This window comes from Pseudomonas sp. GW821-FHT01E05, from assembly GCF_059422425.1.
This window is the reverse complement of sequence record NZ_JBWKWW010000004.1, coordinates 270,609-283,442: the sequence shown is the minus strand read 5'-3', so window position 1 is coordinate 283,442 and position 12,834 is coordinate 270,609. Positions and strand designations below refer to the sequence as shown.

10 protein-coding genes are annotated in these 12,834 nt (G+C 60.6%); 7 read left to right on the top strand and 3 right to left on the bottom strand.

Annotation, left to right across the window (positions count from 1 at the left end; translation table 11 throughout):
- Positions 1 to 57: 57 nt before the first annotated feature.
- Together AC07W5_RS10555 and AC07W5_RS10550 are read left to right on the top strand one after the other, a co-directional pair.
- The gene (locus tag AC07W5_RS10555) at positions 58 to 2,496 is read left to right on the top strand and encodes a TonB-dependent siderophore receptor (RefSeq protein WP_495023308.1); all 2,439 of its coding nucleotides are present in this window, start codon (positions 58 to 60) and stop codon (positions 2,494 to 2,496) included.
- The gene (locus tag AC07W5_RS10550) at positions 2,496 to 3,548 is read left to right on the top strand and encodes a YncE family protein (RefSeq protein WP_495023307.1); all 1,053 of its coding nucleotides are present in this window, start codon (positions 2,496 to 2,498) and stop codon (positions 3,546 to 3,548) included. The genes AC07W5_RS10555 and AC07W5_RS10550 overlap by 1 nt, the downstream gene beginning before the upstream one ends.
- 54 nt (positions 3,549 to 3,602) lie before the next feature.
- Here AC07W5_RS10550 and AC07W5_RS10545 read toward each other — a convergent pair whose 3' ends face one another.
- Positions 3,603 to 4,478: a helix-turn-helix domain-containing protein gene (locus AC07W5_RS10545; RefSeq protein WP_494995123.1), complete on the bottom strand. Its 876-nt coding sequence runs from the start codon at positions 4,476 to 4,478 to the stop codon at positions 3,603 to 3,605.
- 138 nt (positions 4,479 to 4,616) lie between these two features.
- Here AC07W5_RS10545 and AC07W5_RS10540 point away from each other — a divergent pair, with 138 nt between their 5' ends.
- On the top strand, positions 4,617 to 5,519 hold the full coding sequence (locus AC07W5_RS10540; RefSeq protein WP_495010267.1) for a DMT family transporter: 903 nt from the start codon (positions 4,617 to 4,619) through the stop codon (positions 5,517 to 5,519).
- Positions 5,520 to 5,634: 115 nt separating this feature from the next.
- Here AC07W5_RS10540 and AC07W5_RS10535 read toward each other — a convergent pair whose 3' ends face one another.
- Both AC07W5_RS10535 and AC07W5_RS10530 read right to left on the bottom strand, forming a co-directional pair.
- Positions 5,635 to 6,609: a 2-hydroxyacid dehydrogenase gene (locus tag AC07W5_RS10535; RefSeq protein WP_495023306.1), complete on the bottom strand. Its 975-nt coding sequence runs from the start codon at positions 6,607 to 6,609 to the stop codon at positions 5,635 to 5,637.
- 210 nt (positions 6,610 to 6,819) lie between these two features.
- Entirely contained in the window at positions 6,820 to 7,788 is a 969-nt protein-coding gene (locus tag AC07W5_RS10530; protein ID WP_494995120.1) for a LysR family transcriptional regulator, read from the bottom strand.
- A 194-nt stretch (positions 7,789 to 7,982) separates the two neighbouring features.
- On the opposite strand from AC07W5_RS10530, the gene AC07W5_RS10525 reads away from it, so the two are divergent.
- Genes AC07W5_RS10525 through AC07W5_RS10510 form a run of 4 tightly spaced genes read left to right on the top strand, consistent with a single transcriptional unit; the run spans position 7,983 to position 12,778 of the window.
- Positions 7,983 to 9,494 (top strand): efflux transporter outer membrane subunit, encoded by a 1,512-nt coding sequence (locus tag AC07W5_RS10525; protein ID WP_494995119.1) that lies wholly within the window; start codon positions 7,983 to 7,985, stop codon positions 9,492 to 9,494.
- 24 nt (positions 9,495 to 9,518) lie between these two features.
- A complete protein-coding gene (locus AC07W5_RS10520) occupies positions 9,519 to 11,714 on the top strand; it encodes an FUSC family protein (RefSeq protein ID WP_495023305.1) in 2,196 nt (731 codons plus the stop codon).
- Positions 11,704 to 11,904, top strand: coding sequence for a DUF1656 domain-containing protein (locus AC07W5_RS10515; RefSeq protein WP_494995117.1), 201 nt, complete (start codon positions 11,704 to 11,706; stop codon positions 11,902 to 11,904). The genes AC07W5_RS10520 and AC07W5_RS10515 overlap by 11 nt, the downstream gene beginning before the upstream one ends.
- 10 nt (positions 11,905 to 11,914) lie before the next feature.
- Positions 11,915 to 12,778, top strand: a complete 864-nt coding sequence (locus AC07W5_RS10510; protein ID WP_494995116.1) for an efflux RND transporter periplasmic adaptor subunit — start codon at positions 11,915 to 11,917, stop codon at positions 12,776 to 12,778.
- Positions 12,779 to 12,834: the final 56 nt, after the last annotated feature.

Sequence of the window (12,834 nt, the reverse complement as noted above, 5' to 3'; positions counted from 1 at the left end):
AGTGCTTGAAAGTGCGATTCATTCGCATCCGTAGCGTTCTACACACAGGTCATGAGCATGAAGTCCAGGGCAAGGTCGGCGGCAAGCGGTTCGGTAAAACAATGGCTCGGTGCATCTGCACTGGCTGTTTCGGGTTTGGCCCTGTTGCCGCTGAGTGTGGCGTTGGCCGCGGATACCGTCGGTGCGCAACACAGTGCACTGTTCAACTTCGCGATCGCGGCCAAACCGCTGCCCCAGGCACTGAGCGACTTCAGCCGGGTCACGGGCATCAGTGTGGTCTACACCGATGAAGCGCCCTATGGCCTCCAGGCGCCGGCCGTCAGCGGTCAGCTGAGTGCCGTGCAGGCCATGCAGCGCTTGTTGAGCCATTCCGGGTTCACCTTCCGCCAAACCGACGCCCACACCCTGGCTCTCGAACCGCTGCCTACTGAAGGCACGTTGAATCTGGGCGCGACCACCATCACCTCGTCCGAACAGCAACCGATGAGCTATCAGCCGCCGCCCACCAGTTCGGTGATGCGCTCCCAGGCGTTGCAGCAAGAAACTCCACAGACCGTCAACGTGATCCCGGCCCAGGTCATTCGCGATCAGGCGCCACGCAATCTGGATGACGCGCTGGCGAACGTCAGCGGCATCACTCAGGGCAACACGCTGGGCAGTACTCAAGACTCGGTGATGACCCGCGGTTTTGGCGACAACCGCAACGGTTCGATCATGCGTGACGGTATGCCAGTCGTGCAGGGCCGAGGCTTGAACGCCTCGGTGGATCGCGTCGAAGTGCTCAAAGGGCCGGCTTCGCTGCTCTATGGCATTCAGGACCCGGGCGGTGTGGTGAACATGGTCAGCAAGAAGCCCGAGCTTGAGCAATACAACGCATTGACCCTACGCGGTTCGACCTATGGCTCCGGTAAGAACGGCAGCGGTGGCAGCCTCGACAGCACGGGTGCGCTGGGAGATTCGGGGCTGGCTTACCGGATGGTCCTGGACCATGAAGACGAAGATTACTGGCGCAATTTCGGCACCCACCGCGAGTCCCTGATCGCGCCGTCCCTGGCCTGGTTCGGTGAAAGCACCAAACTGTTGTTCGCCTATGAACACCGCGAATTCCTCTCGCCGTTCGACCGTGGCACCGCCATCGATCCCAACACCAATCACCCGCTGGACATTCCCCGTGGCCGGCGTCTGGACGAACCGTTCAACAATATGGAAGGGCGCTCGGACCTGTATCACTTCGAAGCCGACCACGACCTGAACGACAACTGGAAAGCCCACTTCGGCTACAGCTGGAACCGTGAAACCTACGACGCCAGTCAGGTCCGGATCACCGCCATCGACACTAAAAAAGGCACGCTGACCCGCAGCATGGATGGCACCCGGGGCGCCATCAGTACCGATCGCTTCGCCACCGCCAGCCTCGATGGCAAGGTCGATGTGGCCGGCATGCAGCATGACCTGGTGTTTGGCCTGGACGATGAATACCGCAAAATTTATCGTTCCGACCTGATCCGCCAGAAGAGTCAGACAACCTTCAGCTACGTCAACCCGGTCTATGGTCGTGAAGTCGAAGGCAGCACCGTCAGCCCGGCCGACAGTGCCCAGACCGATTTGCTGCGCAGCGATTCGTTGTTCATGCAGGACTCGATTCACCTCACCGACCAGTGGATTCTGGTGGGCGGTGCGCGCTTGCAGGAGTACGACCAGTTCGCCGGCAAAGGTCGACCATTCAAGGCCAACACCGACGGCAACGGGCAGAAATGGGTGCCGCGTGCAGGCCTGGTGTACCGCTACACCGATGAGTTGTCGTTCTACGGCAGCTACACCGAGTCGTTCAAGCCCAACTCGACCATCGCACCGTTGAGCGGCAGCGCGGTGGTGCTCGATGGCAGCATCGCGCCAGAAGAGGCCAAGTCCTGGGAGCTGGGTGCCAAGCTCGACATAGCGGGCCGTGTGACCGGCAACATCGCGCTGTTCGACATCAAGAAGCGCAACGTACTGGTGGCCAACTCCGAAGGTTTGACGACAATTTACAGCACCGCCGGGGAAGTGCGCTCCCGAGGTCTGGAACTGGACATGAGCGGTCAGTTGAGTGATCGCTGGAGCATGATCGGCAGCTATGCCTACACCGATGCCGAAGTCACCGAAGACCCGGACTACAAGGGTAAACGTCTGCAAAACGTGGCGAAAAACAGCGGCTCGCTGTCAGCGGTCTATGACTTCGGCACGATCGTTGGCGGTGACCAGTTGCGGGTGGGTGCAGGCGCGCGTTATGTCGGCGAGCGGGCCGGTAACGCGGCGAATGATTTCGACCTGCCGGGCTACACCGTGGCCGATGCCTTTGCCACCTACGACACCCGGGTCGAAGGTCAGAAGGTCAAGTTCCAGCTCAACGTGAAGAACCTCTTCGACCGCACTTACTACACCTCGGCTGTCAGCCGGTTCTTTGTGTCGATGGGCGATTCGCGGCAGGTGTCGTTGTCCAGCACCCTGGAGTTTTGATGAAGCGCATGAGCCTGTTGTTTCTGGCGTTTGCTTTGAGCAATGCGGCACTGGCCGCCGCGCCGCAGGATGCCCGGCTGTATCACCGCGAGCAGCAGGTGATGTTGCCGGGGTCGGGGGACAGCTGGGGGTTCGCCGCGCTCGATCCCGCGCGACCGTATCTGTTTCTCGCGCGTCGGGAGAACGGCCTGAGCGTGTTCGATGTGGATAAACAGCGTCTATTGAAAACCGTAGAAGGCACCGAGGGGGCCAACGGTGTGGTGTTCGTTGCGGCGTTGAACCGCTTGTTCGTGCTCAACACCGACGGCAGTCTGGGGGTGATCGAGTTATCCACACTGCGGCTGCTGAAAAGGATTCCCGTCGCGCAAAGCAACCTCAACAGTGCGGTGTACGACCCCCAAAGCGGGCAGGTGATCATCGTCAGCGGTCGGCGTGCCAATCGCTCGACGTTGTTCGTGTTCGATCCCAAACAGGAACGTATCACCGCCGCCCATGAGCTGGACGTCAAGAAGATCGATCCGCTGTTGCTCAAGGGCGATGGCAGTTTCTTTTTGCCCATGCGCGATGAAGGCAAAGTGGCGCGGTTTTCGACCAGCACCTTCGAGATCCTCGATACCTGGCAATTTGCTGGTTGCCCACGCCCCAGCGCCTTGGCGCAGGACACTGAGCGCCAGCGTTTGTTTGTGGCTTGTCGCGGCGACACGCCGCAGCTAATTGTTGCTGATCGGGTGAGCGGCGCCATCAAGGCCAATCTGCCGATTACCCGTGATGTGAATGCCTTGGCCTATGACGCGGATAATCGCCGGTTACTGATTCCCAGTGGTGTCGATGCCAACCTGAGCGTTGTCGATCAACTCGACGCTGACCATTACGCCCTTCGAGGCAGCGTCAGCACGCAACCGATGGCGTACAACATGGCCTTCGATCCGTTGAGCAAAAAGGTCTACCTGCCGGCGATGAACTTTACTCAACCCGCGCCGGGCAAGAGTGAGCCCAAGCCCGATCCGCTGTTTCATGCCGATACTTTTTCAGTGATGACGCTGGCGCCTTGAGTTTTTTGCGCCGGAATGATTGTGCGGGAAAGTCCTTCTCCACTCGCAAAAAAGCTAGCGCAAAAACGCCTGCCGATATTCCCCCGGCGTTCCACCCACCGCTTGCCGAAAGCGGTTGGTGAAATGGCTGGCGCTGGCAAAACCACAGGCCAGAGCAATCTCGCCCAGCGGTTGCGAAGTGGTGCGTAGCAATTGCCGCGCATGAGTCAGACGCCGCGCCAACACGTATTGATGAGGCGGCAAGCCAAAGCTTTCACGGAACATGCGGGCGAAGTGGTATTCCGACAGCGCACACAAACCTGCCAGTTGACCAAGGCTGATCGGCTCGGCCAATTGGTTGTCGACGTACTCCACCAGTTGCCGTCGTTGGTGCGCGGCCAATCCACCTTTGAGGCGCAAGCCCTGACGCATGCCGACCTGGCTGAGCAGGGTATGGCTGAGCAGCTCGTGGGCCAGGCTGCTGGTCAGCAGGCGTTCGCCGGGTTCGTTCCAGTTCAGCTGGATCAACTGGCGAAATCGCCGGGCCTGCGTCGGGTCGTCGAGGAAGGTGCTTTCCTGCAATTGCAGCTCGCGGGGTTCGCGGTCCAGCAGCGTGACGCAACCGAGCGCGAATTGCTCCGGGCTGAAGTACAGGTGAGCCAGGCGGATTTCGCCGTTGATCACCCAGGCGGACTGGTGTTCGGCGGGCAAGATGCAGAGTTTGTCCGGACCACCCTTGGTGCCGGGATGTTCACGGCGAAAGGTCCCGGTGCCACCGGCGATGTAGCAGGACAAGGTGTGGTGGCTCGGCGCCTGGTAGTCCTGGGCGTCGTGATGGTTGCTCCACAGGGCTGCAGCCATGCCGTCACCGAGCTCGGCGCTGTGCTCCAGACGAGCATTGGGCGAGCGGTTCAAGGCTTGAAAGACTTGCAGGTTTTCCAGTGTGGGCATGATCGTTTTCTCCAACGCTTTGCATCCTACTCCGTAGCCTGCGCGCTGTGAGCCCGCGATCTGACAAAAGCGCAAGTTTATGCAAGCGCGTCCAGGCTTGCGGTCTGAGACTGGTAGCCATACTCAGGAGTCCTCGCCATGAACATCACCTTGTACCTGCTCACTGTCCTGATCTGGGGCACCACCTGGATTGCTCTGAAGCTGCAATTGGGCGTAGTGGCGATTCCGGTGTCGATCGTCTATCGCTTCGGTCTGGCGGCGCTGGTGCTGTTCGTCATACTGCTGCTCAGCCGTCGCCTGCAAGTCATGAACCGGCGCGGGCACCTGATCTGCCTGGCGCAGGGCTTGTGCCTGTTCTGTGTGAACTTCATGTGCTTTCTGTACGCCAGCCAATGGATTCCCAGCGGCCTGGTCGCCGTGGTGTTTTCCACTGCGACGTTGTGGAATGCCTTGAATGCCCGGGTGTTCTTCGGCCAGAAAGTCGCGCGTAACGTGTTGATGGGCGGCGCTCTGGGCCTGCTGGGTTTGGGCTTTTTGTTCTGGCCAGAACTGGTCGGCCACACGGCCAGTCCGCAAACCTTGCTCGGTCTGGGTCTGGCGCTGCTGGGGACCATGTGCTTCTCGGCCGGCAACATGCTTTCGAGCCTGCAACAAAAGGCCGGTCTCAAACCATTGACCACCAACGCCTGGGGCATGACCTACGGGGCTGCGATGCTGTCGCTTTACTGTCTGGTCAAAGGCATTCCCTTCGACGTGGAATGGAGCACGCGCTACATCGGTTCGTTGCTGTATCTGGTGATTCCGGGCTCGGTGATCGGCTTCACCGCCTACCTGACGCTGGTCGGGCGCATGGGCCCGGAGCGGGCAGCGTATTGCACCGTGTTGTTCCCGGTGGTGGCGCTGAACGTTTCGGCGTTCGCTGAGGGCTACCAGTGGACCGCACCGGCGCTGGCCGGGTTGGTGCTAGTGATGCTGGGCAACGTACTGGTGTTTCGCAAGCCCAGGCCGCTGGCGGCGACGGCCCCCGGCAAACTGGCCTGACCCGTTTTTGTAGGAGCGAAGCTTGCTCGCGATGAACGATGACACGGTGTGACAGGTAAGCCGCGTTGACCGCATCGCGACCAAGCTTCGCTCCTACAGAAGACCACCGATTATCTCAACCCTTCCACACCTGCGGATTGACCAGGTCCTGCGGCCGCTTACCCAGCAATGCACTGCGCAGGTTGTCCAGGGCGCGATTGGCCATGGCTTCGCGGGTCTCAAAGGTGGCCGAGCCGATGTGCGGCAAGGTCACCGCATTTTTCAGCTGGAACAGCGGTGACTCGGCTAACGGCTCCTTCTCGTAGACGTCCAGTCCGGCGCCACGAATATTGCCGTTTTGCAGGGCTTCGATCAGCGCCGGCTCGTCGACCACCGGACCCCGGGAAATATTTACCAGAATCGCGCTCGGCTTCATCAGCGCCAGTTCGCGATGGCTGATCAGGTGTTTGGTTTTTTCGCTGAGGGGCACTACCAGGCAGACGAAATCGGCTTCGGCCAGCAACTGATCGAGGCTGCGAAATTGTGCACCTAGCTCCTGCTCCAGCTCGGTCTTGCGGCTGTTACCGCCGTAGATCACCGGCATGTTGAAACCCAAACGCCCACGACGGGCGATGGCCGCGCCGATGTTGCCCATGCCGACGATACCCAGGGTTTTGCCATGCACATCGCAGCCAAACAACGGCGCACCGACGGTGGCCTGCCATTGCCCGGCCTTGGTCCAGGCGTCCAGTTCGGCGACGCGCCGGGCGCTGCTCATCAACAGCGCGAACGCCAGGTCGGCGGTGCTTTCGGTGAGCACATCCGGGGTGTTGGTGAGCATGATCCCGCGTTCGTTGAAGTAGGCCAGGTCGTAGTTGTCATAGCCGACCGAAACGCTGGAGACCACTTCCAGTTTTGCGGCGTTTTCCAGCTGAGCGCGACCAAGCTTGCGGCCAACGCCAATCAAACCGTGAGCGTGGGGCAGGGCTTCGTTGAATTGGGCATTGATGTCGCCCTGTTTCGGGTTCGGAACGATCACGTTGAAGTCCAGCTGCAGGCGCTCGACCATTTCAGGCGTGACACGGCTGAAGGCAAGTACGGTCTTTTTCATCGCAGGAAAGCTCATCGGGCGGAGGAGAATGCCAAGCAAGCTATCATTTTTGGCGGGGGGCGCGCGAGACCTGCACGTTTGATCGTTCCCACGCGCAGCAAAGGAATGCAGCCCGTGACGCTCTGCGTCACAGAAGCAGACGCAGAGCGTCCATGGAGGCGTTACCACGCGGAGCGTGGGAACGATCTCTCATCGCATAGATCCTTGAGATCAGTTAGCCAGCCTTGCCCCATTCATGCTCCCGCTCAGGTCATACGCCGCCAACTCTGCCTGATGCGCCGCGAGAATTTCCGGCAGTGAACCACGCAGGTACTCGACCCAGGTTTTGATCTTGGCATCCAGGTACTGTCGCGACGGGTAGATGGCGTACAGGTTCAGTTCCTGGGAGCGATACTTGGGCATCACCCGCACCAGGGTGCCGTTGCGCAGACCTTCGATGGCTGCGTAGACGGGCAGCACGCCAACCCCCATGCCACTGGTAATGGCAGTCTTCATCGCGTCGGCCGAATTCACCAGAAACGGAGAACTGTTGATGGTGACCATTTCCTGGCCTTCGGGACCATCAAACAGCCACTTCTCCAGTGGAATCACCGGGCTCACCAGGCGCAGGCACGCGTGGTTGAGCAGATCGCTGGGTTTCTGTGCGCAGCCATTGGCTTTGACGTATGCCGGCGAGGCGCAAACGATGCTGTAGGTGATGCCCAGTCGTTGCGAGACGAAACCCGAGTCCGGCAACTCGCTGGCGAGCACGATGGACACGTCGTAACCCTCGTCCAGCAGATCCGGTACGCGGTTGGCCATGGTCAGGTCGAAGGTCACGTCCGGGTGGGTTTTGCGATAACGCGCAATGGCGTCGATCACAAAGTGCTGCCCGACCCCGGTCATGGTGTGCACTTTCAACTGCCCAGCCGGGCGCGCGTGGGCGTCACTGGCCTCGGCTTCGGCTTCCTCGACATAGGCCAGGATCTGTTCGCAGCGCAGCAAGTAGCGTTTACCGGCCTCGGTCAGGGCGATACGTCGGGTGGTGCGGTTGAGCAAACGGGTTTGCAGGTGGGCCTCAAGGGTGGAGACCGCGCGCGAGATGTTGGCAGTGGTGGTGTCCAGTTGCACGGCCGCGGCGGTGAAGCTGCCGGCTTCGGCGACACAACTGAAGGCGCGCATATTTTGCAAAGTGTCCATGGGGTGCTCTCTTTGGAGATTGCAAATTGTGACACGAAGTTTCTATTTTTACAGGCACTCCTGTGAACCTGACCAACGGATTATCGCGTTAACGGTAACAAAGATTCACAGGAATCCCGGCTTATCGCCATCCCTGCCGCCCCCTAGAATTGCGCCACCACCCGGAAGATCCCCCACGTCAGGAAATTGCAGCAGTGCCGCGTCGCATCAGCAGAGAACTGAGGACTCTCAGTGTTTGGGCTTTATCGTTAGCAATCAGCGGCTGCATCGGAACCGGAGGAATTGCCCCGCAAGGCAAGACACTCACCGCCAACACATTGGCCACCGACGAGGCGATCCAGAGCGCCGCGCAGGATGCTCACTGGCCGATCGCCCAGTGGTGGCAGGCCTATGGCGACCCGCAATTGAACCGCTGGGTAAACCTCGCCGTGCAGGGTAGCCCGAGCATGGCCATGGCCGCTGCCCGAGTACGCCAGGCCCGGGCGATGGCCGGGATTGCCGAATCTGCCGAGTCGTTACAGATCAAAGGCGAATCGACCCTCAAGCGTCATAACTGGCCCACCGACCAATTCTATGGCCCCGGTGAACTGGCCAATACCACCACCTGGGACAACAATGCCGCGTTGGGCTTCAGCTATGCCCTTGACCTATGGGGCCGCGAAAGCAACGCCACCGAACGCGCTGTGGACATTGCCCACATGAGCGTCGCCGAAGCACGCATGGCCCAGCTGGAGCTGCAGAACAATGTGGTTCGTGTCTATATTCAGCTGTCCCTGCATTACGCTCAGCGGGACATCGTCGAGGCGACCCTGAAGCAGCAACAGCAGATCCTCGACCTGGCGCAAAAGCGTTTGAATGGTGGCATCGGCACACATTTCGAAGTCAGTCAGGCCCAGACGCCGTTGCCGGAAACCCATCGGCAACTGGATGCGCTGGACGAAGAAATCGCGCTGAGTCGCAACCAGCTCGCCGCACTGGCAGGCAAAGGCCCGGGGGAGGGCGCGCAGTTGCAACGGCCAACGCTGTCGTTGGCTGCGGCGCTGAAACTGCCATCGGCGTTGCCCGCCGAACTGCTCGGTCAACGTCCGGATGTGGTCGCCAGTCGCTGGCAAGTGGCGGCTCAGGCGCGCGGCATTGATGTCGCCCACGCAGGTTTTTACCCCAACGTCGATCTGGTCGGCAGCCTTGGCTTTATGGCCACCGGCGGTGGCGCGCTGGAGTTTTTGACCGGCAAAAAGCTCAACTACAACGTCGGACCGGCGATTTCGTTGCCGATCTTCGATGGCGGGCGTCTGCGCTCGGAGCTGGGAGAAGCCTCGGCCGGTTATGACATCGCCGTCGCCAAGTACAACCAGACCCTGGTCAATGCGTTGAAAAGCATCTCCGACCAGTTGATCCGTCGCGAGTCGATGGACAAGCAGCAAGGCTTCGCCGCCGAGTCGGTGGCTTCGGCGCAGAAGACTTACGACATCGCGATGATCGCTTTTCAGCGTGGGCTCACCGACTACCTCAACGTGCTCAATGCCCAGAGCCTGTTGTTCCATCAGCAGCAGATCCAGCAACAGGTCCAGGCCGCACGCCTGAGCGCCCATGCTGAACTGGTCACCGCATTGGGGGGCGGGCTCGGCGCAGGCCTGGACGTGCCTGACGACAGCAAAACCGTGCCAGGCAAGACCCCGGCAGCGCTGGCTGCCTTCGATCACTGACGCTCGGCTATAGAGAACGATGCAATGACTCCCTTGCCTGCACCGCTGCGCTGGCTGTATTCCCTTGAATGGCGCCGTGGTTTTTTCGACTGGGCACGCAGCGATGGCGTGACCTGGGTCTACATCTTCAAGGTGTTGATCGCTGCTTTTCTGACCCTGTGGCTGGCCATGCGCCTGGAGTTGCCGCAACCGCGTACGGCAATGATCACGGTGTTTATCGTGATGCAACCGCAGAGCGGCCATGTGTTCGCCAAAAGCTTCTATCGCTTGCTCGGTACCCTGACCGGGTCTGCGGTGATGGTTGGGTTGATCGCCCTGTTCGCGCAGAACACTGAACTGTTCCTCGGCTCGCTGACGATCTGGGTCGGCATCTGTACGGCTGGCGCGGCGCGCTGTCGCAACTTTCGCGCCTACGGTTTTGTGCTGGCCGGTTACACCGCGGCGATGGTCGGTTTACCAGCGCTGGCCCATCCCGATGGTGCGTTTATGGCTGCCGTGTGGCGGGTGCTGGAAATCTCTCTGGGCATTCTCTGCTCTACGCTGGTCAGTGCCGCGATCCTCCCGCAAACCGCCAGCGCCGCCATGCGCAACGCGCTGTACCAGCGCTTTGGAGTGTTTGCGCTGTTCGTCACCGATGGCCTGCGCAGCCGCAGCCAGCGCGATGCGTTCGAAAGCAGTAACGTGCGCTTCATCGCTGAAGCGGTCGGCCTTGAAGGCCTGCGCAGCGTCACCGTATTCGAAGACCCGCACATGCGTCGGCGCAACGGTCGCCTCAGTCGTCTGAACAGCGAATTCATGGGCATCACCACGCGCTTCAACGCCTTGCACCAATTGCTCGAGCGTTTGCACAGCAGCGGCACGGAGCATGTGGTGGCGGCGATCAGGCCCGGTTTACAGGACCTGGCCGAATTACTCGACGGTTTCTCCGCTCGGGCGCTGACCAGTGCCGATGCGCAACGGCTGGCCGCGCAACTGGCGACCTTTAAAGAAGGTTTGCCGGCGCGAGTGCGCAGCCTGCGGGCGACCTTTGAGGAGAGCAACCCGAGCGACGCCGAGCAGCTGGATTTTCACACCGCATATGAGCTGCTCTATCGCTTCGTCGACGACCTGCACGGTTATGCACAGACCCACGCTTCGCTCGCCGAACACAGTCACGAACGCGAGCGCTGGGACGAACCCTACACACCGCAAACCAACTGGCTGGCTTCGGCGGCTTCGGGGATTCGTGCGGCGTTCATTCTGGTGGTGCTCGGCAGTTATTGGGTGGCAACGGCCTGGCCCAACGGCGCCACCATGACCCTGATTGCCGCGGCGACCGTCGGCCTGTCAGCCGCCACACCCAACCCCAAGCGCATGGCGTTTCAGATGGCGTGCGGGACCTTGCTCGGTGCGCTCATCGGTTTCGTCGAGATGTTTTTCATCTTTCCCTGGATCGACGGTTTTCCATTGCTCTGCATGATGCTCGCACCGGTGATCGTGCTTGGCTCGTTCCTCACTTCACGGCCGCAATACGCCGGGGTCGGCCTGGGTTTGCTGATCTTTTTCAGCACCGGCTCCGTACCGGACAACCTGACCGTCTACAACCCCTATGCCTTCATCAACGACTACATCGCCATGGTCATGGGCATGTTGGTGTGCGCCGCCGCCGGGGCGATCATTCTGCCGCCCAACAGCCGCTGGTTGTGGCGTCGGCTTGAGCAGGATTTGCGCGGGCAAGTGGTGTACGCCATCAGCGGCAAGCTTAAGGGGCTCGGTTCGAGCTTCGAGAGCCGCACTCGGGATTTGCTGCATCAGGCCTATGGCCTGGCAGTGAGGCAACCGCAGGTGCAGCGTGATTTGCTGCGCTGGATGTTCGTGGTGCTGGAAGTCGGCCACGCGATCATCGAGTTGCGCAAGGAACAGGCGATCCTCCCGGTGCATCCGGCTTACGCCGAAATCCAACCGTGGCGCCAGGCGATTCGGGTGATGGGGCGCTCATTGGTGCGGCTGTTTATCCAGCCGAGCCAAAGTAACCTCGAGCGCGCGTTGACCGCGGTCGACCACGCTATCAGCCGGGTGCAGGCCACCGACGAACCTTTCGCGCCGCACTTCGATACCTCGGCGCTGCGTCGCGTCAAGAGTTACCTGCACTTCATCCGCACCTCATTGCTCGACCCGCAATCACCGCTGGCCGCGTTCGCTGCACCCGCCGAGCCGCAAGGACTAGAACATGCCTCGTGAAATCGCCTTCCACGGCGTGTACATGCCGACCATGACCCTGATGTTTTTCATCGCGGCTCTGCTTGCCTGGGCCCTGGATCGTTTTGTCTCCGGTTACGACCTGTACCGCTTTTTCTGGCACCCGGCGCTGCTGCGCCTGAGCCTGTTCACCTGCATTTTCGGCGCCTTGGCGCTCACTGTTTACCGTTGAGAACGATCTGATGAAAAAACTCTTCAGCCTGCTCGCCACCTTGCTCGTGCTGGCCCTCGCCCTGTGGATTGGCCGGACCCTTTGGGTGCATTACATGAACACGCCCTGGACTCGTGACGGCCGGGTGCGCGCCGATATCATCAACGTTGCCGCCGACGTCACGGGTGAGGTGGTCGACGTCCCGGTGCGTGACAATCAGTTGGTAAAAAAGGGCGACCTGCTGATGCAGATCGACCCTGAGCATTACCAGATCGCGGTGAAACAGGCGCAGTCGCTGGTGGCCTCACGCAAGGCAACCTGGGAAATGCGCAAGGTCAACGCCCATCGGCGCGCCGACATGGACAGCCTGGTCATCTCCAGGGAAAACCGTGACGACGCCAGCAATATCGCTGACTCGGCCCTGGCAGATTACCAACAAGCGCAAGCACAGCTTGAAGCGGCGCAGTTGAACCTCAAACGTACCCAAGTGCTGGCGGCGGTGGACGGTTATGTCACCAACCTCAACGTTCATCGCGGCGACTACGCGCGCATCGGTGAAGCGAAAATGGCCGTGGTCGACATGAATTCATTCTGGGTCTACGGCTTCTTCGAAGAAACCAAACTGCCCCACGTAAGGGTCGGCGATAAAGCCGATATGCAACTGATGAGCGGCGACGTGCTCAAGGGACATGTGGAAAGCATTTCTCGTGGCATCTACGACCGCGACAATCCCGAGAGCCGTGAACTGATCGCCGATGTCAATCCGACCTTCAACTGGGTGCGCCTGGCGCAACGGGTACCGGTGCGCATTCATATCGATGAAGTGCCGGACGGCGTGCTGCTGGCGGCGGGGATTACCTGTACGGTGGTGGTGAAGCAGGAAGGCGAGCAATAGTCCTCAGACCGTCTGATCGTTCCCACGCTCTGCGTGGGAATGCATCTTTCGGATAG